A 20,731-nucleotide genomic window follows, 5' to 3' on the forward strand; every position below is an offset into this window, starting at 1 on the left:
TTTAGCTTTATTAGTGCATTTTTTTGTTAAATCCGTACAATACCGCCTCCGGCGCCGGATTTACGATCCGGTAGTTAGCTATTAGTCGTGCTTAAGAACTAATAGCCTTATTCAAAGCTAATTAGGAATATTATGTCTGCTCAATATGTTGTATGTGCACTTTATAAATTCGTTTCACTACCAAACTTCAAAGAAATTCGTCAGCCTCTTTTAGAGGTTATGGAAGCAAATGAAGTACGTGGTACTTTACTACTTGCTGCTGAAGGCATTAACGGTACTGTTGCAGCAAAACGTGAAGGTATTGATACATTACTTACTTGGTTAGATGCACAACCAGGTTTGGATAATATTGTTTCTAAAGAGTCTTATGACGAAACGTGTCCGTTCTATAGAACAAAGGTAAAACTTAAAAAAGAAATCGTGACCATGGGTGTCGAAGGCATTGATCCTCTAAAAGTGGTTGGTTCTTACGTTAAGCCAAAAGATTGGAACGCGCTTATCTCGGACCCAGATGTTGTGGTTGTTGATACACGTAATGATTACGAGATTGAAATCGGCACGTTTAAACATGCAATCGATCCGAATACTAAGACTTTCCGTGAATTCCCTGAGTGGGCAGAGAAAAACTTAGACCCTACAAAAAATAAGAAAGTTGCCATGTTCTGTACTGGCGGTATTCGTTGTGAAAAGTCGACTGCTTATATGAAAGAGCAGGGCTTTGATGAAGTTTACCACTTAGAAGGCGGCATTCTTAAGTATCTTGAAGATGTACCAAAAGAAGAATCTTTATGGCAAGGTGAGTGCTTCGTTTTTGATAACCGTGTAGCTGTTGATCATGACTTACAAAAAGGTCAATACGACCAGTGTCATGCTTGTCGTATGCCAATTACTGAAGAAGAAAAGCAAAAGCCTGAATATGAAGAGGGTGTTTCTTGTCACCACTGTATCGACAATGTGACTGAAGAACAGCGTGCTCGTTTCGCTGAACGTCAAAAGCAGATGAAATTAGCCCAAGAGCGCGGCGAAGGCCATATCGGGCATGAAGCTCAGGAAGCTTTACTTCAGCGCAAACAAGTAAAACAACAGCAAAAAGAAGCGCAACGAAAAGCTTTAAAATCATAATTAAGAAAGCGCTCAATTGAGCGCTTTTTTGTTTCCCGTGACGGTTGTTTTATAGTCAGTATATTTGTTAGTCTTATAAAGATATTAATAATAATAAAATCATGTGACACTTTATGGGTAATCTATTTTTAAAAGAAAAAGAGAATTGGTGGGTTTGGCTATTGTGGTCGTTGATTGGAGCTAGTCTTTCTTTCTATTCATCTTATGTCACTGAGCAGGTTCACTATCTATTTTTTCCCGCTTCATTTTTGCTTTTAGCGCTTACCTGGTGGATGAACTATAGCAAACGCTATGAATTTTCTAGAGCTTTTAAAGTGTTGCTTTTTGTCGGAAGCATTTCATTTACACCACTTTTATATACACAAAATTACACCTTAGATGAGATCACAAAGTTATTTGTTGATTCAGCATTTGTACTCTTAAGTCTAACATGCGTGAGTTTAATGGGGGCTTTTATAGCAAAACGACCAAAACAGTATTATTAGTAATCAAACAATCCAATATTGGTTCTTTTTTTAAAATAATACTTTACAAGAATTATAAAACTCTCTATCATTCGCGCCAACAACGGAGAGATGGCTGAGTGGTTGAAAGCACCGGTCTTGAAAACCGGCATACGTTAATAGCGTATCTAGGGTTCAAATCCCTATCTCTCCGCCACCTCATTCCCAAAACCGCCTTTAGGCGGTTTTTTTCGTTTGGAGGAAGTATGAAACTTGATTTGGTAAAGCGTTTTTCACTTTGGATCATTTTTAGTTTTTTCTATGTCAGTGGCTTGGAAATGGCATTGCAATTATCGATTGATGCGCAACAAGACCCTAACCTTCTTAACACCGTTCTCTACACATTTCTGTTTAATCTATTAGTTGGTCACTTAATTGTGAAGTACGAAAAAGTATGGCCAATATTCTGTGCAACCATAGTTGGTACTTTTGGAATTATTGGCTTTGGATATTTTTTCACAGAGCAACTCATCGACTACAGTAAAGAGTTAAAACTTTCATTAGTTTTAAGCTTACCTTTTGCAACATTTGTCGTGATAGAGCTAAAAAAATTAATGGACAAGCAGCAAGCAGAGTAACCTTTATCTCAATCTGCAGTGTGTTACACTGCAACATTCTTTAAATTAAAAAAGCGAAAATTTACATGTCTGATTTATTTAATACAGGTGCAGAAAAAGCAAGCTACGGTATCGGTCTTCAAATGGGCGAGCAGCTTAAAGCTAACCCTTTCGACGGTCTTAACCTTCACTCAGTGTTTGAAGGTATGAAAGATGCGTATGCTGGTGAAGCACTTCGTGTTGAAATCCCTGAGATCCAAGCTGCATTTGAAGCAATCAATGCAGAAATTCAAAAGCGTCGCGAAGAAGAAGCTAAAGTTTTAGCTGCTGAAGGTACGGCTTTCCTAGAAGATAACGCTAAGCGTGCAGAAGTAACTGTTACTGAGTCAGGCTTACAGTATGAAGTTCTAGCAACAGGTGAAGGTGACAAGCCAGCTGCAGACTCAACTGTACGCGTTCATTACCACGGTACATTAATCAACGGTACAGTTTTCGACAGCTCTGTTGAACGTGGTCAACCTGCTGAGTTCCCAGTAAACGGTGTTATCAAAGGTTGGACTGAAGCACTTCAACTAATGGCGCCTGGTGCTAAATTCCGTCTATATATCCCGCATGACCTAGCATACGGTGAGCGTGGTGCTGGTGCATCAATCGCACCATTCTCAACACTTGTATTCGATGTTGAGCTATTAGAAGTTCTTTAATTAAGAATTTACCACTTTTTCAATTTCACTCAGTGAATTGAATCAGCTAAAAAATCCTCGTTTTGAACGGGGATTTTTTTTGCATAAGTTTTTGGTTCATATATTTGTAACACACAAAAAAAGCGCCAATTTGGCGCTTTTTTATAAGCTAATGCTTATTAGTAGTTTGCATTACCTTTAGTACGAGGGAAAGCAATAACATCACGTACATTGCCCATACCTGTTACATAAGCAACCAAGCGCTCAAAGCCTAAACCAAAGCCTGAGTGAGGCACTGTGCCATACTTACGTAGATCGCGGTACCAGCTATAGTCTTCTTTGTGTAGACCCATCTCTTCTAAACGCGCATCTAGTACATCTAAACGCTCTTCACGTTGAGAGCCACCGATGATCTCACCAATGCCTGGTGCTACTACGTCCATAGCTGCTACTGTTTTGCCATCTTCATTCTGGCGCATGTAGAATGCTTTAATGTCACGAGGGTAGTTTTTAATTACTACTGGTGCTTTAAAGTGCTCTTCTGCAAGATAACGTTCATGTTCAGATTGTAAATCTACACCCCATTCAACTGGGAACTCAAATTTCTTACCACAGTTTTCAAGGATTGTAATTGCATCAGTATAATCAACTTGTGCGAAATCTTTTTCAACAAACTCTTCTAAACGAGAGATCGCTGTTTTCTCGATACGTTGTGCGAAAAATTCCATATCGTCACGACGTTCATCAAGTACTGCTTTAAATACATACTTAAGCATATCTTCAGCAAGGCTAGCGATGTCTTCTAAGTCAGCAAATGCAACTTCTGGCTCTACCATCCAGAACTCAGCAAGGTGACGAGACGTATTTGAGTTCTCGGCACGGAAAGTTGGGCCAAATGTGTAGATCTTTGACATCGCACTTGCATATGTTTCGCCATTTAACTGACCAGAAACAGTTAAGAAGGCTTCTTTACCGAAGAAATCTTCAGTGTAGTCGATGTCACCTTTATCTGTAAGCGGTAGGTTCTGCATATCTAATGTTGATACCCGGAACATTTCACCCGCACCTTCACAGTCACTCGCTGTGATGATTGGTGTACTGATCCACATGTAACCACGTTCGTGGAAGAAGCGGTGAATGGCTTGTGATAAACAATTGCGAACACGTGTCACTGCACCAATTACGTTTGTACGAGGACGTAAGTGCGCGTGTTCACGTAAGAATTCGATACTATGGCGCTTCGCAGCCATAGGGTAAGTATCAGGGTTTTCAACTAAGCCGATAACTTCAACCGTATCAGCTTGAATTTCGAAAGCTTGACCTTGACCCTGAGATTCAACCAGCTTACCCGTTACGCTAACTGAGCAACCTGTAGTTAAATTGGTAACTTCATCATAATTATTGAGCGAATTCGGAACAACTGCTTGAATAGGGTTAAAACAAGAACCGTCGTGTACGGCTAAGAAAGAAATACCTGCTTTAGAATCGCGGCGTGTACGGATCCAACCTTTTACTGTTACTTGGCTGTCTACCGCAACGGTGCCTTTAAGTAGCTCCGTTATCGCTATGTGGCTCATCTTCACTCCAATGATTTAGTTACTCTAATAATTATTTAAACTGTCGTACCCTTTGGTACGAGGGCATTATCTTACCTGTGATGAGCAAATAAAAAAACCATTTATGACAACTCTTTTCAGCTCACTAGCACTAAATAACTCTCTATGTATAAGTATCATGACTAATTTGCTTAAATATGGCATCATTGGCGTATATTCAGTGATAAAAATAAGTAATTAGTTGAGAGGCAATGAAGCAAGTTTTTATTCTAAGAGGGCTCCCAGGTTCAGGCAAAAGCCATTATGCACAAAACTTAGTCGATGAACTCGTCACAGGTGATGAAACACAATACGCGATTTGTGCGACAGACGATTATTTTTATAACGAACAAGGTGAGTATCATTTCGATAAATTCAAGCTATCAGAATTTCATAATTTGAATCTTGCTCGTTATATCAATGCGCTTTCTGAGGGCATCCCACTTGTGATCGTTGATAACACAAATATTAAAAAATGGGAGTTTGTCGCTTATGCACAAGCAGCCCATGCACTTGGCTATCAAGTCAAAGAAGTAGTAGTAGGTGAAATCAAAGATAAATCATTACAACATTTATATGCTAAACGTAATACACATAACGTCGCTTTAAGAACCATCAGTAAAATGGCCTATATGTTTGAATGGTAATGCTTGGTTAAGTATTTAGATTTAACTTCTGCAATTAAATAAAAAAACCCGCTTTAAGCGGGTTTTTTTCATTCTACTTATAGATTAAGCATTTTCTAGTGCAGTACGTGCATCTACGAATTCCATGTTGAAGCCTTCAGCAACTTCTTTACATGTAATTTGACCGTTGATTACGTTTAAGCCATTCATGAAGTGATCGTCTTCAAGAAGTGCAGCTTTATAGCCCTTGTTAGCAAGCTTAATAATGTATGGTAGCGTTGCATTGTTAAGTGCAAACGTTGAAGTACGCGGAACAGCACCAGGCATGTTAGCAACACAATAGTGAACAACGTCATCAACGATGTATGTTGGTTCAGCGTGTGTAGTTGCTTTAGAAGTTTCAATACAACCACCTTGGTCGATTGCAACGTCAACGATTGCAGAACCAGGCTTCATGTTCTTGATGTGCTCAGCAGTAACTAGTTTTGGTGCTGCTGCACCAGGGATAAGAACACCACCGATTACAAGATCAGCTTCTAGTACGTGCTTCTCTAGAGCGTCAGCAGTTGAGTATACTGCTTTAACACGATTACCGAATTGCGCGTCTACACGACGAAGAACGTCAACGTTACGGTCTAGAACAACAACATCAGCGCCCATGCCTACAGCCATTTGTGCTGCATTATTACCAACCATACCAGCACCGATAACAACTACTTTAGCAGGCTCAACACCAGGTACACCACCTAGAAGCATACCGCGACCTGCATTTGATTTTTCAAGTGCCTGAGCGCCAGCTTGAATTGACATACGGCCAGCAACTTCTGACATAGGCGCAAGAAGTGGTAAGCCACCACGAGCGTCAGTTACAGTTTCGTATGCGATACAGATAGACTTGCTCTTAACAAGGTCTTCAGTTTGTGGAAGATCTGGTGCAAGGTGAAGGTAAGTGAATAGGATTTGACCTTCACGTAACATAGCGCGCTCAACAGCTTGAGGCTCTTTTACTTTTACAATCATGTCTGCTTTTGCAAAAACATCAGCAGCTGTTGGTAAGATTTCTGCACCAACTGCAATGTAATCTTCGTCAGTAAAACCAATGCCAATACCAGCATTTGTTTCAACAACAACTTGGTGGCCGTGGTTAATTAATTCACGAACACTTGCTGGAACCATACCAACACGGTATTCATGGTTTTTTATTTCTTTAGGTACACCGATAAGCATAATAATCGCCTCATATATAAGAACGGGATAAAATTTTCGACTATTATATTGGTCATTAGCTAGTATGTCCTACCTTTTTTAGTGTATCTTCTAGATATAAATTCTAAAAAGCATCGTATGGCAGATTAAAACTCTGGAAAGCACATGTACCAACAGTTAGATCGAATAGATAGAAACATTTTAGTAGAACTTCAGAAAGATGGCAGACTTTCAAATGTAGAGTTAGCAAGGAGAATTGGACTTAGTGCAACGCCTTGTTTAGAACGTGTAAAAAAGCTAGAGCGAGAAGGCTATATAAAAGGGTATAAAGCAGTTGTTGACCCAGCAAAGTTAGGGCAGGGGCTTTTAGTTTATGTAGAAGTAACAGTAAATAAGAATAGCCCAGATGTATTCGATAAATTCAATCAGGCAGTGAGAAAGCATGATGAAATAATAGAATGTCACTTAGTGTCTGGTAATTTTGACTTTTTACTAAAAACACGAGTAACAGATATGTCTGAGTATCGAGGTGTTTTGGGCGACATACTGCTGCAATTACCAAATATAAGTGAAAGTCGCACTTATGTTGTTATGGAAGAGGTAAAAGGGGAGCTCGGAGAAGTAATAAAACCCTGTGAAGCTTAGTTATTTCTTGGTATTGTTATAGTTATTACAAAAGCGTGCTTAAGCGCTTATTCAGATAAAAAAGATTTTAATATCCAAAAGTTTAGATTTACCAAAAAAGCATCACTTGCACTCAATAAAAAATCTAAACCAAGGCAAACTAGGGGTAAACGCACTTTATGCGTCTTAATGGAATTCAGAGGCTACTTGAAACTGGCCTGATCGTCAGCACATTCACGGCATTATTCACTTTATGTGCCTTGATAAGCTTTGACCCATCAGATCCTGCTTGGTCTCAAACAGGTGAATATCTTGAAGTAAAAAATATCACAGGCACAGCAGGTGCGTGGGTTGCTGATATTTTGCTAGTCAGTTTTGGTTGGATGGCTTTTTTAGTTCCTGCAGCTATTCAATTAGCAGGCTATTTGTTGTTTAAGAAGCCACATAAGCTTTTTCACCTTGACTATGTCACTCTCGCTTTGAGGCTTATTGGGCTAGTTTTGTTTGTGTCTTCAGCAAGTGCCATTAGTAGCATCAACTTTGATGATATCTACCACGTGTCTTCAGGTGGATTTATTGGCGACGTCGTTCGTGATGCGATGCTCCCGGCTTTCAAATTCACGGGCACTTCAATCATTTTATTATGTTTTTTCTTTGCAGGTTTAACCTTAATGACGGGGGTTTCATGGGTTGAGTTTGTTGACTATATCGGTGAAAAGGTTATTAAAGCTTGTCGTTTATTATTTAATAAGTTCCAAGACTTCCAATCAAACAAGCAAGTACAGCCTGTTGTTAGACAAGAAACTGAAGTTCAGTTAGATGAAATGACAACTCTTGAAGATATGTCAGATAAAACCGAAGTCACCCATGCTGAATCTGAAACTACTTCTCAACAATCGCTAGAGCAAAAACCAATTGCGAAGTTAAAAGACAGGCTATTTACAAAGAGAACTGAATCAGAATCAAATCGTGACACTGCAAGCACAGCAATGGCAAGTGAACCTAGCCTCGATAGCTCAAATTTGGATAAGTCTCGAGCAGATGTATTTGATGAATTAGATGACATTTTAGAGCAAGAAATCAACTTTTCAGCGATTGATGATGACGACTTTGATGCGTCTAGCGCGTTACAAGGGTTAGACGATGCACCTGTTCTAGCTCAAGAGCCAGAAACCCGAGTTCAGTCTCCAGCAAGACCACTAAAACCAAAAGCAGAACCTGAAAAACCAGTTTTCGTGCCAGAGCCAACAGCGAAAGAAAAGTTTGAAGAATTGCTGAATGCTGAGCCGCCAAAAGATCCACTTCCTTCACTCGATTTATTAGACAGACCTGATAAACAGAAAAATCCAATATCAAAAGAAGAATTGGATGCTGTTTCTCGTCTTGTCGAAGTGAAGCTACTTGATTTTAATATTCAAGCGAGTGTAGTGGGGGTGTACCCAGGTCCCGTTGTCACGCGATTTGAGCTCGATTTAGCACCGGGTATTAAAGTTGCGAAAATCACCGGTCTAGCAAAAGATTTAGCGCGTTCATTATCAGCTGTCAGTGTTCGAGTTGTAGAAGTGATCCCAGGTAAAACCTATGTTGGTCTTGAACTACCAAACAAACACAGAGAAATTGTACGCCTTTCAGAAGTAATTAACGCCCCTAAATTTGAACAAAACCCATCACCATTGACCATGGTTTTAGGTAAAGACATTGCTGGTCAGCCTGTGGTTGCAGATTTAGGTAAAATGCCGCATTTATTAGTTGCGGGTACAACGGGTTCAGGTAAATCTGTTGGTGTAAATGTTATGATTTTGAGCTTGCTTTACAAGTCTCCGCCAGAAGATGTGCGTATGATCATGATAGACCCGAAAATGCTTGAACTGTCTGTCTATGAAGGTATTCCGCACTTATTATGTGAGGTTGTCACAGACATGAAAGAAGCGTCAAATGCACTGCGATGGTGTGTTGGCGAGATGGAACGCCGTTACAAACTCATGTCAGCACTTGGTGTTCGTAACTTAAAAGGTTACAACCAAAAAGTGCTTGCGGCCAAAGAAGCGGGTCAACCAATTTTAGATCCCCTTTTCAAAGACACAGATGGTATGGCGAATGAGCCTGAAGAGCTAGATAAACTGCCAAGTATCGTTGTTGTGATTGACGAGTTTGCCGACATGATGATGATTGTAGGCAAAAAAGTTGAAGAGTTGATTGCGCGAATAGCACAAAAAGCACGTGCTGCAGGTATTCACTTAGTGCTTGCAACACAAAGACCGTCTGTTGATGTTATTACAGGTCTTATCAAAGCGAATATTCCAACTCGTATGGCTTTCCAAGTATCAAGTAAAATTGACTCTCGTACCATTTTAGATCAGCAAGGTGCAGAAAACTTACTTGGCATGGGTGACATGCTGTATTTACCACCGGGAACCAGCGTACCAATTCGTGTTCACGGCGCGTTTGTTGATGACCATGAAGTGCATGCTGTTGTAAGCGACTGGAAAGCCCGCGGTAAGCCGAATTACATTGAAGAAATCTTGTGTGGTGATGCCACTGAAGATATTTTATTACCGGGTGAAACACCAGAAGGTGGCGACGACGAGTCTGATCCACTTTATGACGAAGCCGTTAGCTTTGTTATTGAATCAGGCAAGGTGTCTGTTTCGAGTGTGCAACGTAAGCTTCGTGTCGGTTATAACCGAGCTGCTCGTTTAGTTGAACAAATGGAAGCGTCAGGTGTCGTAAGTTCACCAGGGCACAATGGTGCTCGAGAAGTATTAGTCCCTAAAGGGGGAGTAAATTAAATGATGAAAAAAACACTATTATCAAGTTTAATCGGTTTGTCTTCGCTGTTTTTGTCACAAACCGCATTTGCAGATGCTGCAATTGAACTTAAAGCTAAACTCTCTGAAATGACGACGTTTAAAGCGAGTTTTAATCAAAAAGTAACGGATGAGCAAGGTGAAGTATTACAAACTGGCTCGGGTAACTTAGCGTTAGCACAGCCTTTAAAAATTCATTGGCAACAACAAGAGCCTGACTCAACTATGTTGGTTTCTGATGGTCATCGTGCTTATTATTACGATGAATTTGCAGAGCAAGTGACCATTATGGCCAGTCTTAATCTGATCGAAACAACGCCTTTTGTTTTATTAACTACAAATGCAAAAACACAATGGGAAAAGTATCAGGTTTCTAAGACTAAAGATAACTACAAAATCATCCCTAAATCGACAACAGACTCGCAAGTAGAGTCGTTAGAATTACAATTTAATACTGACAAACAACTTTCAAAAATATTGGTGGTGGATTTATCCGGTCAATTAACTGAGTTTAAATTTTCAGATATCAAATTGAACGGTACTTTAAATAGTGACCTGTTTAATTTTACCATTCCTGAACATGTTGTAATTGACGACCAAACACAAAGTGAATAGTTTTTGTGAGTAATTTAGGATTTGATTTTGGCAACGATGTAAAGCCATTGGCCGCAAGAATGCGGCCAACACAGTTAGAAGACTACATCGGCCAATCACATATATTAGCCGCTGATAAACCCTTATATAAAGCCATACTGTCTGGCAGAGCACATAGCCTAATCGTTTGGGGGCCGCCAGGCGTTGGCAAAACTACCATTGCTGAAATAATTGCTAACCATGCCAATGCGCGCATTCAGCACTTATCTGCTGTGACTTCAGGTGTAAAAGAAATCCGTGAAGCAGTGCTAGAAGCTAAACAAAACCTTAGTATGGGACAAAGAACTTTATTGTTCGTTGATGAAGTTCATCGATTTAACAAGTCTCAACAAGATGCTTTTTTACCTCACATTGAAGATGGCACTTTTATTTTCATTGGTGCCACTACTGAAAACCCAAGTTTCGCCCTGAATAACGCGATTCTATCGCGGGCACGTGTTTACACTTTAAAGGCTTTAACCGATGAAGAACTTGTTCAGGTATTAAAACGCGCAATTAGCAAAGATGAGGCACTTTCAAAGCTGCAAATCACGGTGTCTGATGCGCAACTTATGCAAATCTCGCAGGTAAGTAGTGGTGATGCTAGAAAAGCCTTGAATTTACTTGAGCAAGCTGTTGAGCTATCTGATCAACATGGCCAAGTGGTTATTACATCTGATGTACTTAATCAGCTATTACCTTCTCATTTTGCAAAATATGATAAAGGCGGAGACTTATTCTATGACCTGATCTCAGCGTTTCATAAATCAGTTAGGGGGAGCGATCCAGATGCTGCGCTTTATTGGTATTGTAGAATTCTTGCTGGTGGTGGCGACCCACTCTATGTTGCAAGACGCCTTTTAGCCATCGCCACCGAAGATATTGGGAATGCTGATCCAAGAGCAATGCAAGTAGCATTAAATGCGTGGGATATTTTCCAACGTGTAGGGCCAAGTGAAGGCGAGAGAGCCATTGCACAGGCGACTCTCTATTTAGCCAGTGCAGCAAAAAGTAACGCAGTTTATATAGCATTTAATCAAGCTAAACAAGATGCAGCAACCGACCCAGATTATCAAGTACCCGTTCATTTACGCAACGCACCGACAAAGCTCATGAAAGAGCTAGGTTATGGTGACGAATATCGATATGCCCATAATGAAGAAGGGGCATTTTCCGCAGGTGAAAATTACTTTCCTGAAGAAATCAAAGACAGACAATATTATGTGCCCTCTGAGCGCGGCTTAGAAAAGCAGATCAAAGATAAGCTTGAATATTTAAAGTCATTAAATCAAATGAGTGTGAACAAAAGATATTCAAATGATTAAAATGTACCTCTCAATTGCACTTGGAGGCGCACTTGGTGCGTGTTTAAGGTTTTTTATTAGTGATACAATGCTTAAACTGCTGGGTAGGGGATTCCCATTTGGCACTTTGACCGTTAATATAATCGGTTCATTATTATTGGGAGTTGTATTTGGCTTACTTGAAAAACAAGTACTCGCGGTAAGCCCTTATAAGTCACTTATTGTGATTGGTTTCTTAGGTGCATTAACAACTTTCTCTACATTCTCGATGGACTCTTTGTTGCTACTTCAACAAGGGCAAATTGTGAAGATGATTCTCAATATCACCTTAAATGTGGTGTTATGTATTTTTATGGCTTGGTTAGGCCTTAACTTAGTCATGCAAAAAGGTTAAAAGCAAAATGTTAGATTCAAAATATTTACGTCAGGATATTGCTGAAGCAGCAGCTCGACTAGCTAAACGTGGCTTTGAGCTTGATGTTGATGCGATTAATGCTTTAGAAGAGCAACGCAAAGCGCTTCAAACAAAAACACAAGAATTACAAAGCGAAAGAAATAGCCGCTCCAAAGCAATTGGTCAAGCAAAAGCAAAAGGCGAAGATATTCAGCCACTACTAGACGCTGTTGCTAACTTAGGCGACCAACTTACAGCGGCTAAGAACGAACAAGATGAAATTTTGGCTAAGCTAAATAATATCGCTTTAACTTTACCTAACTTACCGGCAGAAGATGTGCCTGCTGGTAGCGATGAAAGTGAAAATGTTGAAATCATCAAGTGGGGCGAACCTAAGCAATACGATTTCGAAGTTAAAGATCACGTAGATTTAGGCGAAGCGCTAGACAAAGGCCTAGACTTTGAAACGGGTGTTAAACTAACTGGCTCTCGCTTCACTGTAATGCGTGGTGGTGTTGCGCGTATGCACCGTGCACTTGTTCAATTCATGCTTGATACACATGCAGATAAGCATGGTTACACAGAAATGTACGTACCTTACCTGGTAAACAAAGACAGCTTATTAGGTACAGGTCAATTACCGAAATTCGCAGGTGACTTATTCCATACTAAAGGTTTAATCAACGACGACGGTGAGGAGCAAGAAGGTTTCAGCTTAATTCCAACAGCTGAAGTACCGCTTACAAACTGTGCGCGTGATGAAATCTTCGATGAAAAAGAACTACCAATCAAAATGACTGCACACACACCGTGTTTCAGAAGTGAAGCGGGTAGTTACGGCCGTGATACGCGTGGTTTAATTCGTCAACACCAGTTTGATAAAGTAGAACTTGTGCAACTTGTAAAACCAGAAGACTCAATGGCTGCGCTTGAAGAGCTTACTGGTCACGCTGAATATATTTTACAAGCATTAGAGCTACCTTACAGAAAAGTCGTTTTATGTACTGGTGATATGGGCTTTGGTGCAACAAAAACATACGATCTAGAAGTATGGTTACCAGCGCAAGACACGTACCGTGAAATTTCATCTTGCTCAAATATGTGGGATTTCCAAGCACGACGTATGCAAGCACGTTTCCGTCGTCAAGGTGAGAAGAAGCCTGAACTACTTCATACATTAAATGGTTCTGGTTTAGCTGTTGGTCGTACGTTAGTAGCTATTTTAGAAAACTACCAACAAGCAGATGGTTCAATCGTGGTACCAGAAGTATTACGTCAATACATGGGCGGTTTAGAAGTTATTAATTAAGACTTCTTTCAATAACTGTTTATACGATCAAGGTCGCTTTATGGCGGCCTTTTTTGTGCCTGTAAGATCCTAATAAATAGGCACTTTATTTAGGCAAATAATTACAGTGAAATGGCAATGTGAATTTTCATGGATCTTGCATATTTAATTTATAGATTTAAATTAAATAAATTTTAATCTTAATTTTTATTTGTTATTTATTTAAATTATTCTTTTTTGGCTTGAGTTAATTTTAATTGTGTAAATTATATTGCAGCTATATGAAGAATATGTTTTATTAGGTTTCAAGGGTTGGCCAATCCTGCTTTTATGAAGCGTTAAAGTCATTTCTTTAACAGTCTTCGTGTTCTCGTATTTACAAAATTAGACTTTATAAAACATGCATCATTTTAATTTGAGCGTAAAGGCTAATAACATTTGAATTTTACGTTTTTATTAACTATTCATTAAATGTTGCAATGTTTTGCAGTGTTAATAAACAAAAGGTGAGGATTTACCTATGAAGAGACAAAAGCGTGATCGATTAGAAAGAGCACATTCCCAAGGATATAAAGCAGGTTTAGCAGGACGCTCAAAAGAACTTTGTCCATATCAACAATTAGAATCTAGATCAGAATGGTTAGGCGGGTGGCGAGAAGCCGTTGACGACCGCAACATGTTTAAAACTTAATTTATAGAGAATTTAATACAACAAAGCCCTCAATTGAGGGCTTTGTTGTTACAGTAACTTTTTAAAAAGTCTAATTAGAAAGCGCTGGTATCTTGGAAAAGACCTACTTTAAGATCTTTTGCTTCATAGATAACGCGACCATCTACTTCAACTGTACCGTCAGCCATACCCATGAATAATTTACGTTTAATTACTCGCTTCATATCTACACGGTAAGTCACTTTTTTAGCCGTTGGTAAGATTTGACCTGTGAATTTAACTTCGCCTACACCTAGTGCACGACCAAGACCAGGGCCTCCTGACCAACCTAAGAAAAAGCCAACGATCTGCCACATTGCGTCTAGACCAAGACAGCCAGGCATTACAGGGTCGCCTTTAAAGTGGCAATCGAAGAACCAAAGGCTAGGGTCAATGTCTAACTCTGCAATAATTTGACCTTTGCCAAATTCACCACCGTTATCGTTGATCTCAATGATGCGATCCATCATTAGCATGTTGTCACTTGGTAAACGGCAGTTGCCTTCACCAAACATTTCACCACGACCACATAGGATCAATTCTTCTTTTGTGTAGCTGTTCTTTGGTTCCATAGTATTAATACTTTTTCTTCAAAATAAAAATTCAGGCTACTTTAGCTTACAGATGTACGCCAAACAACTCTGAACAGTTGATTATTGTTAATATTTTAAACATTTAAGCATTTTTATATGACAACTTGCATTAACTTGGGCGATTTTTAGAATACATTTCTTTATAATGATTCTTGTTAACTTAGTTCATTTTGGATCGACATGATTTTATTCGTAGACGCTTTAACTGTTATTGATTTTTCTTACTTTTGTAATAAAAGAGGGCCGGTAGGTGAAAGTTGGATTGCTGACTTAACACTTCATGGAGACTTGAATGATGAGTCTATGGTTTTAGATTTTGCACTGGTAAAAAAACAGATTAAACGCATTATCGATGACACAATCGACCATAAGCTTGCAATACCTGCAGGTTTAAATGGTTCGTACAGTATTGAAAACGAACAAGTGAAGTTAGATGCTCAATTCGCTGACAAACAGCACATTGCGATGTATGCACCAGAACAAGCTATTTGCTTAATTGATGCTGTAACAGTGAATGAACAATCAGTGATAGCGTTTTTGAAGCAGCAAATTATGCCTAAGATGCCTGCAAACGTAAAAGACATCGATATTGAACTTCGTCCAGAACAAACTTCTAGCTTTTATTACCACTACAGCCATGGCTTGAAGAAGCATGATGGCAATTGTCAGCGAATCGTTCACGGCCACCGCTCGTTAATTGGTATTAGCCTCGATAACATTCCTATGCCTCGTCTGCAAAAAGAATGGTCACGTAAATGGGAAGACATTTACCTAGGCTCTGAAGAAGACTTGATTGATAACTCAGAACTTAAACATATTAAAGCTTTAGACTCTGATTATGCCTTTGCATACACGTCTACACAGGGCTATTTCGAATTAGCAATCAGTAAAGCGCGTTGTGATCTTTTACCTTGTGATACAACAGTAGAGTGTATTGCTGATTACTTAGCAACAGAAATTAAAAAAACGCACCCTGACAATGCCGTAAAAGTAAAAGCATTTGAGGGTGTAGGCAAAGGAGCCATTGCATATGCTTAAAGCCGCATTGTTCGCTTTAGTTGGTTTGACTGCAAGTGTTAGTTCAATGGCACTGGAACTTAAAGGCAGTCTAACGCAAGGCGGTATGATCATTGGTAAGCTAGACAAGCCTAACTCGGTTTATTTTAATGGCAAAGCATTAAAAATAACCAAAGAAGGAGAGTTTGTGTTCGGCTTTGGTCGAGATGCAGGTACAAAGCATGCGTTAACTTGGGTTGACCAAGCAGGTAAACAGCATACTCAAGATATTGTGATCACTAAGCGCGAATATAAAATTGATCGCATTACGGGTGTTGAAAAGAAATACGTTTCACCACCAGAGTCTGTACTTGCTCGTATCAAAGATGATGCAAAACGTGTGCGAGCTGCGCGAGCTGGTGAATCTAACTTTACTTATTTTAAAGACACCGTTTTACGTCCAGCCAAAGGCCGCATTTCAGGTGTTTATGGCAGTCAGCGCTTTTTTAATGGCAAACCAAGAAACCCACATTTTGGTTTAGACATTGCCAATAAAACGGGCACGCCAGTTTGGGCACCACTTACGGGTAAAGTGGTCATGGCAGACCCTGATCTATACTATAGTGGTGGTACTGTGATCATAGACCATGGTCATGGCATTACTTCAACCTATATTCACCTTAATAAAATACACGTTAAGGTGGGTGATAAGGTTGAAGTGGGTGACCATTTTGCAGATATAGGTGCGACAGGCCGTGTGACAGGTCCACATTTAGATTGGCGTTTCAACTGGTTCAATGAACGTCTTGACCCAGCATTATTAATGACAGATAAATTAGCAAATACGAAGTAGTAACTTAAATGAATGATATTGAAAAACAAGCCTTGATTGAGCAACGCATTAAAGAGTCTGTTACGTCTGTAACTAAGACTGTTTTTCCTGGACGCACCAATCATCACAATACTTTATTTGGTGGTGATGCACTGGCTTGGATGGATGAAGTTGCATTTATCGCCGCAACACGTTTTTGTCGAAAGCCTTTAGTTACTATTTCTTCAGATAGAGTAGATTTTAAAGAAGCAATTCCAGCGGGCACTTTCGCTGAATTAGTAGCGACTGTATCGCATGTTGGTAATACCAGCTTAAAAGTAGATGTTAATATCTTCTTAGAACGCATGCACAAAGATGATAAACATTTAGCTATTTCAGGCAGCTTTACCTTTGTTGCTGTTGATGATAATCACAGACCAACGCCAGTTGTATGTGAACATATGCTTAAAGGCTTTAAATAGCACTTATGTAATGAGGGCGCTTTTGCCCTCATATTTCATCTGTAATTTCTTCGATAATACTAAATAGCTGCTCTTCTTCCATATCAAGATGATCTATAACGTCATCCATGATGTTTTGCCATTCACCATTTATTTCACTTGGTTGCTCTTTCAAAAAAGCACAGTGCCTTGAGAGTTTGAGAATACACAGTAAGTCTAAGCCGAGTTTATCCAATTCTTCTGATTGGAATAAGCCATCGGTGTCATGTTGGTAGTAAATAATGTTAATCATGACTTTGGGTAAGCGCCATTGCTGCGCTAGTAAAGCACCAATGGTCGCGTGATTTGTCTGGTATTTTTCAAATTGCAATTTAGCAGCATCATCCCAGTTGTTTTCACCAGCATAAGCCATTACAGCTTCAAAATCGTCAAAATGTTGATTCAGTATTGCTACACCCACGCCGTGAAAGAGTGCAAGCATATAAGCATGATTAGACAAAGCAGGCTTATCTAGTTTCATTGCAACTATACTGGCAATATGCGCAATATCGGTTTGAACATCCCAAAATTTAGCCATAGTTGGATCTGTACCAACAGCCGCTTTAACTGCGACGGCTTTAACCAAGGGAATTAACCGTTTTAAGCCTAAGATCATAATGGCTTGATCGATTGATTCTATTTCTTTTGCACGCCGAAAAGCACTTGAATTGACAACTTGAAGTATTGCAGCACAGATCCCAACATCGTCCTGTAGAATTTCAGATACACGAGAAATGTTTGGCTCAGGCTTTCTCGTTTCTTCAGAAAACTTTATCAGCGCCTCTGGTCTTGGTGGAATTGAAACACTTCTAAGAATTACCTTTTCTTCATTGGTTAATGATATTGGCATACCATAACTCCAATCTAATTAACTATTTAAATCATAGTTTATGGTTCAGAAAAGTGGTATTGAATTGGCGGGAAGGAGTGGAAAAAGAATTGCGTAGCTAACTACGCAATTCATATTTAATTTATTTACATTGCTTCGTATTCTTCTTGCCAGAAGAACTTTTCTTCGCCGAAAGCAGGAACAAGTCCATCAAGCCAAGTTGCTTCTTCATCGTATTTTGCAAAGAATGGACGCTGAACCCAATCAGGGTTACGCGCTTGAATAAAGCGAAGTACAAATACTTTTTCACCGGCAATTTCAGTTACACCTGATACTTCAACTTTACCAGGACCGGCACTCATCGAAGGGCCACGTACTGTTCTACTTACACCTGAAACTTGTTTGTAAGCATCACGGAAAATTTCCCAAGTTTTGTACAATGGTAATTCGAAGTAGCGTTTAGCACCAGTATCACGCTCAATGAACATATAGTAAGGGATCATGCCCATTTGAGTTTGTTCTTTCCACATTTCAGCCCACATATCTGAATCAACATTTAAGTTGTTTAGCAGTGGAGCCTGTGTACGGATCTGCGCGCCAGTTTTACGAATAAGTTTTATTGCTTCACGGCTAATATCTGTACGTAATTCTTGCTTATGGTTAACGTGCGCCATAATTGAAACATGTTTGCCAGCATCTACAAGCTCTTTTAATAACGCTAATAGGTCTTGCGCATCTGGATCAGTAACGTAACGGAATGGCCAGAATGTTAAAGACTTAGTACCAATACGAATAGTCTTGATGTGATCAAAACGCGGTTCTTTTAGTGCTTCTAGGTACTTACGTAACTTCACAGTACGCATTACCATAGGGTCGCCACCAGTCATTAATAGGTCTGTAACTTCTTTGTGTTCAGCAAGGTAGTTATGCAGTAACTCTTCATCGTTATTGTTAAAACGTGTTGCTTTACCTACGAATTGCGCCCAACGGAAACAGAAAGTACAGTAAGAGTGGCAATATTGACCTTGAGCAGGGAAGAACAACACAGTTTCTTTGTATTTGTGTTGAATACCTTCAACTTGCTCGCCTTCAAAAGTTGGCACATTTTTATCCATTTGCCCGGCAGGGTGCGGGTTCAACTTTTGACGAAGTTGTGTTGCTAATTCAAAAACTTCTTCTGGTGTATGTTCGCGCTTTAATAAAGCGGCCATTTCATCGTATGACTCGTCATCAAGCATGCCACGTTGTGGGAAAGTTAATTGGAATACCGGATCATTAGGTACTTTATCCCAATCAATTAGTTCTTCAATCACGTAATTATTTACACGGAAAGGAAAAACATTGGCGACAACGCGCATCTCAAAGCGTAAATGCTCAGGAAGTTGATGAAGTTGTTCAATCTTATCTATCTGACGATGTTGATAAACATTGAATTTAGGTGGTACATAAGCTTCTGCTGGCTGCAATTGGACGGTTTGCTGCATATGTTAGTTTACTCTACTTCTAATTACATAAAGCGCAGTAGTCTAACAAATTAATAGTTATGTTTCAGCGTTATTTGTATCAGTTCGAACAAATAACGCTAAGTTTATGATTATAAGCTTTAGTATTCTTCTGTGGTGATAGCTTGGTAAATTGCAGTGCATAAAGCCATTATGTCGTTATCTGAGCTGATATAAGGTGGCATTATATAAATCAGCTTGCCAAATGGTCTGATCCAAACCTTATGTTCTCTAATAAAATACTTTTGAATTTTTGCAACATCAACGGAGCGATTGACTTGAACCACACCAATACCACCGAGCACTCTGACATCTTCTACAGCATCTAATTTTGTACATTGAGATAAGTGAGTATTCATCGTCTGTTCGATATTTTTGATCTGTGAAAGCCAATCGTTTTCATGTAACAGCTCTAAACTTGCATTAGCCGCAGAGCAGGCAAGCGGATTCCCCATAAATGTTGGTCCGTGCATTAACACGCCGGCTTCGCCTTGACTGATCCCGACAGCGACTTCTTCTGTCGCTAACGTCGCAGATAACGTCATTGCACCACCAGTCAACCCTTTACCAATACACATAATATCCGGGTTGATATTTGCGTGTTCACAGGCAAACATTTTTCCTGTTCTACCAAAGCCAGTAGCGATTTCATCTAAAATGAGGAGTACATGATATTTATCACACAGTGCTCTGAGCTTTTTGAGATAAGACGGATGATAAAAGTTCATACCACCAGCATTTTGTACAATAGGTTCGATAATAAAAGCGGCGACTTCATTGCTATGTTGTTCAAACGCGTGTTCTAACGCTGCAAGTTCAGCTTCATTTTCGTTGTCGTAAAAGCCAGCTTTTGGTGCTTCGACAAAGATATGCTCCGGTAAGAAACCTTGATACATACTGTGCATTGAATTAACTGGGTCGCAAACACTCATCGCTGCAAAGGTATCGCCGTGATAGCCTTTTTTGGCGGTCATGAGCTTTGTTTTATTGGTTTCACCTTTACTTATCCAATATTGCAATGCCATTTTGATTGCAACTTCAACACTTACAGAACCGCTGTCGGCTAAAAAAACTTTTTGTAAAGGCTCAGGGCTTATTGAGACCAGCTTTTTACATAGGTCAACAGCAGGTGCGTGTGTGATACCACCGAACATAACGTGGCACATAGTTTGTGCTTGTTGTTGTATTGCAGAGACTATTTTAGGGTGATTATAGCCATGAATGGCACTCCACCAAGAAGCCATACCATCTATGAGTTCAGTACCGTCATCAAGATAAAGTTTGTTCTTATCTGTATGTGTTACACCGTAAACAGGTAAGGGATCACCTATAGACGTATAGGGGTGCCAAATATGCTGTTTATCGAATTTGATATCTATAGAGTGATTATTGATCACTTGTAAACCTTTAGCTTTGCTGTGACGTTGACAATACTACGACACTCAGTAG

General features: G+C 39.6%; 21 protein-coding genes and 1 tRNA gene. 16 read left to right on the forward strand and 6 right to left on the reverse strand.

Annotated elements, in window-relative coordinates; all coding sequences use genetic code 11:
- Positions 1 to 132: 132 nt before the first annotated feature.
- The 5 genes from trhO to bamJ all read left to right on the forward strand — a co-directional run bounded on the left by trhO (position 133) and on the right by bamJ (position 2,886).
- A complete protein-coding gene (gene trhO / locus AC1HJP_RS11635; RefSeq protein WP_480361966.1) occupies positions 133 to 1,122 on the forward strand; it encodes an oxygen-dependent tRNA uridine(34) hydroxylase TrhO in 990 nt (329 codons plus the stop codon).
- A 113-nt stretch (positions 1,123 to 1,235) separates the two neighbouring features.
- Entirely contained in the window at positions 1,236 to 1,607 is a 372-nt protein-coding gene (locus tag AC1HJP_RS11640) for a hypothetical protein (protein WP_480361967.1), read from the forward strand.
- Between the two features lie 84 nt (positions 1,608 to 1,691).
- Positions 1,692 to 1,782 (forward strand) — tRNA-Ser (locus tag AC1HJP_RS11645).
- Between the two features lie 49 nt (positions 1,783 to 1,831).
- The gene (locus tag AC1HJP_RS11650; RefSeq protein WP_480361968.1) at positions 1,832 to 2,203 is read left to right on the forward strand and encodes a hypothetical protein; all 372 of its coding nucleotides are present in this window, start codon (positions 1,832 to 1,834) and stop codon (positions 2,201 to 2,203) included.
- A gap of 65 nt (positions 2,204 to 2,268) precedes the next feature.
- A complete protein-coding gene (bamJ, locus tag AC1HJP_RS11655) occupies positions 2,269 to 2,886 on the forward strand; it encodes a BamJ family beta-barrel-assembly machinery protein (protein ID WP_138482268.1) in 618 nt (205 codons plus the stop codon).
- Between the two features lie 158 nt (positions 2,887 to 3,044).
- On the opposite strand, the gene asnS is transcribed toward bamJ, so the two are convergent.
- Positions 3,045 to 4,442, reverse strand: coding sequence for an asparagine--tRNA ligase (asnS, locus tag AC1HJP_RS11660; protein WP_475160392.1), 1,398 nt, complete (start codon positions 4,440 to 4,442; stop codon positions 3,045 to 3,047).
- 230 nt (positions 4,443 to 4,672) lie between these two features.
- On the opposite strand from asnS, the gene AC1HJP_RS11665 reads away from it, so the two are divergent.
- The gene (locus tag AC1HJP_RS11665) at positions 4,673 to 5,107 is read left to right on the forward strand and encodes an ATP-binding protein (protein ID WP_480361969.1); all 435 of its coding nucleotides are present in this window, start codon (positions 4,673 to 4,675) and stop codon (positions 5,105 to 5,107) included.
- Between the two features lie 84 nt (positions 5,108 to 5,191).
- Here the strand turns inward: AC1HJP_RS11665 and ald are convergent, their stop codons facing one another.
- Positions 5,192 to 6,313, reverse strand: coding sequence for an alanine dehydrogenase (gene ald / locus AC1HJP_RS11670; RefSeq protein ID WP_058029738.1), 1,122 nt, complete (start codon positions 6,311 to 6,313; stop codon positions 5,192 to 5,194).
- A 144-nt stretch (positions 6,314 to 6,457) separates the two neighbouring features.
- Between ald and lrp the strand changes: the two genes are divergently transcribed.
- The 7 genes from lrp to rmf all read left to right on the forward strand — a co-directional run bounded on the left by lrp (position 6,458) and on the right by rmf (position 14,033).
- Positions 6,458 to 6,937 (forward strand): leucine-responsive transcriptional regulator Lrp, encoded by a 480-nt coding sequence (lrp, locus tag AC1HJP_RS11675; RefSeq protein ID WP_480361970.1) that lies wholly within the window; start codon positions 6,458 to 6,460, stop codon positions 6,935 to 6,937.
- 158 nt (positions 6,938 to 7,095) lie between these two features.
- Positions 7,096 to 9,705, forward strand: a complete 2,610-nt coding sequence (locus AC1HJP_RS11680) for a DNA translocase FtsK (protein ID WP_480361971.1) — start codon at positions 7,096 to 7,098, stop codon at positions 9,703 to 9,705.
- Complete coding sequence (gene lolA / locus AC1HJP_RS11685) at positions 9,706 to 10,338, forward strand: outer membrane lipoprotein periplasmic chaperone LolA (RefSeq protein WP_480361972.1); 633 nt, start codon at positions 9,706 to 9,708, stop codon at positions 10,336 to 10,338.
- Between the two features lie 5 nt (positions 10,339 to 10,343).
- Positions 10,344 to 11,681, forward strand: a complete 1,338-nt coding sequence (locus AC1HJP_RS11690; RefSeq protein WP_480361973.1) for a replication-associated recombination protein A — start codon at positions 10,344 to 10,346, stop codon at positions 11,679 to 11,681.
- Entirely contained in the window at positions 11,674 to 12,054 is a 381-nt protein-coding gene (crcB, locus tag AC1HJP_RS11695; protein WP_058029743.1) for a fluoride efflux transporter CrcB, read from the forward strand. Before AC1HJP_RS11690 ends, crcB begins: the two co-directional genes overlap by 8 nt.
- A 7-nt stretch (positions 12,055 to 12,061) precedes the next feature.
- The gene (gene serS / locus AC1HJP_RS11700) at positions 12,062 to 13,363 is read left to right on the forward strand and encodes a serine--tRNA ligase (RefSeq protein ID WP_058029744.1); all 1,302 of its coding nucleotides are present in this window, start codon (positions 12,062 to 12,064) and stop codon (positions 13,361 to 13,363) included.
- A gap of 499 nt (positions 13,364 to 13,862) precedes the next feature.
- Positions 13,863 to 14,033: a ribosome modulation factor gene (gene rmf, locus AC1HJP_RS11705; RefSeq protein WP_130254303.1), complete on the forward strand. Its 171-nt coding sequence runs from the start codon at positions 13,863 to 13,865 to the stop codon at positions 14,031 to 14,033.
- Between the two features lie 74 nt (positions 14,034 to 14,107).
- Here the strand turns inward: rmf and fabA are convergent, their stop codons facing one another.
- Positions 14,108 to 14,623 carry a 3-hydroxyacyl-[acyl-carrier-protein] dehydratase FabA gene (fabA, locus tag AC1HJP_RS11710; RefSeq protein ID WP_138559954.1) on the reverse strand — a complete coding sequence of 172 codons (516 nt, stop codon included), beginning with the start codon at positions 14,621 to 14,623 and terminating at the stop codon, positions 14,108 to 14,110.
- A 201-nt stretch (positions 14,624 to 14,824) separates the two neighbouring features.
- Here fabA and AC1HJP_RS11715 point away from each other — a divergent pair, with 201 nt between their 5' ends.
- The 3 genes from AC1HJP_RS11715 to AC1HJP_RS11725 are packed head-to-tail and all read left to right on the forward strand — an operon-like array spanning position 14,825 to position 16,933.
- Complete coding sequence (locus tag AC1HJP_RS11715; protein ID WP_480361974.1) at positions 14,825 to 15,682, forward strand: 6-carboxytetrahydropterin synthase; 858 nt, start codon at positions 14,825 to 14,827, stop codon at positions 15,680 to 15,682.
- Positions 15,675 to 16,493 (forward strand): M23 family metallopeptidase, encoded by an 819-nt coding sequence (locus AC1HJP_RS11720; RefSeq protein ID WP_480361975.1) that lies wholly within the window; start codon positions 15,675 to 15,677, stop codon positions 16,491 to 16,493. Before AC1HJP_RS11715 ends, AC1HJP_RS11720 begins: the two co-directional genes overlap by 8 nt.
- 8 nt (positions 16,494 to 16,501) lie before the next feature.
- Positions 16,502 to 16,933 (forward strand): acyl-CoA thioesterase, encoded by a 432-nt coding sequence (locus AC1HJP_RS11725; protein WP_480361976.1) that lies wholly within the window; start codon positions 16,502 to 16,504, stop codon positions 16,931 to 16,933.
- A gap of 28 nt (positions 16,934 to 16,961) precedes the next feature.
- Here the strand turns inward: AC1HJP_RS11725 and AC1HJP_RS11730 are convergent, their stop codons facing one another.
- The 3 genes from AC1HJP_RS11730 to bioA form a co-directional block, all read right to left on the reverse strand.
- On the reverse strand, positions 16,962 to 17,801 hold the full coding sequence (locus AC1HJP_RS11730; RefSeq protein WP_480361977.1) for an HDOD domain-containing protein: 840 nt from the start codon (positions 17,799 to 17,801) through the stop codon (positions 16,962 to 16,964).
- Positions 17,802 to 17,926: 125 nt separating this feature from the next.
- The gene (locus AC1HJP_RS11735) at positions 17,927 to 19,264 is read right to left on the reverse strand and encodes a KamA family radical SAM protein (protein ID WP_480361978.1); all 1,338 of its coding nucleotides are present in this window, start codon (positions 19,262 to 19,264) and stop codon (positions 17,927 to 17,929) included.
- A 119-nt stretch (positions 19,265 to 19,383) separates the two neighbouring features.
- Positions 19,384 to 20,679: an adenosylmethionine--8-amino-7-oxononanoate transaminase gene (gene bioA / locus AC1HJP_RS11740; protein ID WP_480361979.1), complete on the reverse strand. Its 1,296-nt coding sequence runs from the start codon at positions 20,677 to 20,679 to the stop codon at positions 19,384 to 19,386.
- Between the last annotated feature and the right edge of the window lie 52 nt (positions 20,680 to 20,731).

The sequence above is a fragment of the Pseudoalteromonas sp. NFXS53 genome (genome assembly GCF_056629255.1).

Bases quoted from the DNA above. Each gene is read 5' to 3' on its own strand.
- lrp (WP_480361970.1), top strand. From the start codon at position 6,458: ATGTACCAACAGTTAGATCGAATAGATAGAAACATTTTAGTAGAACTT.
- bamJ (WP_138482268.1), top strand. From the start codon at position 2,269: ATGTCTGATTTATTTAATACAGGTGCAGAAAAAGCAAGCTACGGTATC.
- fabA (WP_138559954.1), bottom strand. From the start codon at position 14,623: ATGGAACCAAAGAACAGCTACACAAAAGAAGAATTGATCCTATGTGGT.
- AC1HJP_RS11640 (WP_480361967.1), top strand. From the start codon at position 1,236: ATGGGTAATCTATTTTTAAAAGAAAAAGAGAATTGGTGGGTTTGGCTA.
- serS (WP_058029744.1), top strand. From the start codon at position 12,062: ATGTTAGATTCAAAATATTTACGTCAGGATATTGCTGAAGCAGCAGCT.
- trhO (WP_480361966.1), top strand. From the start codon at position 133: ATGTCTGCTCAATATGTTGTATGTGCACTTTATAAATTCGTTTCACTA.
- AC1HJP_RS11650 (WP_480361968.1), top strand. From the start codon at position 1,832: ATGAAACTTGATTTGGTAAAGCGTTTTTCACTTTGGATCATTTTTAGT.
- AC1HJP_RS11665 (WP_480361969.1), top strand. From the start codon at position 4,673: ATGAAGCAAGTTTTTATTCTAAGAGGGCTCCCAGGTTCAGGCAAAAGC.
- rmf (WP_130254303.1), top strand. From the start codon at position 13,863: ATGAAGAGACAAAAGCGTGATCGATTAGAAAGAGCACATTCCCAAGGA.
- crcB (WP_058029743.1), top strand. From the start codon at position 11,674: ATGATTAAAATGTACCTCTCAATTGCACTTGGAGGCGCACTTGGTGCG.
- AC1HJP_RS11680 (WP_480361971.1), top strand. From the start codon at position 7,096: ATGCGTCTTAATGGAATTCAGAGGCTACTTGAAACTGGCCTGATCGTC.
- ald (WP_058029738.1), bottom strand. From the start codon at position 6,313: ATGCTTATCGGTGTACCTAAAGAAATAAAAAACCATGAATACCGTGTT.
- AC1HJP_RS11735 (WP_480361978.1), bottom strand. From the start codon at position 19,264: ATGCAGCAAACCGTCCAATTGCAGCCAGCAGAAGCTTATGTACCACCT.
- lolA (WP_480361972.1), top strand. From the start codon at position 9,706: ATGATGAAAAAAACACTATTATCAAGTTTAATCGGTTTGTCTTCGCTG.
- asnS (WP_475160392.1), bottom strand. From the start codon at position 4,442: ATGAGCCACATAGCGATAACGGAGCTACTTAAAGGCACCGTTGCGGTA.
- AC1HJP_RS11720 (WP_480361975.1), top strand. From the start codon at position 15,675: ATGCTTAAAGCCGCATTGTTCGCTTTAGTTGGTTTGACTGCAAGTGTT.
- AC1HJP_RS11725 (WP_480361976.1), top strand. From the start codon at position 16,502: ATGAATGATATTGAAAAACAAGCCTTGATTGAGCAACGCATTAAAGAG.
- AC1HJP_RS11715 (WP_480361974.1), top strand. From the start codon at position 14,825: ATGATTTTATTCGTAGACGCTTTAACTGTTATTGATTTTTCTTACTTT.
- AC1HJP_RS11730 (WP_480361977.1), bottom strand. From the start codon at position 17,801: ATGCCAATATCATTAACCAATGAAGAAAAGGTAATTCTTAGAAGTGTT.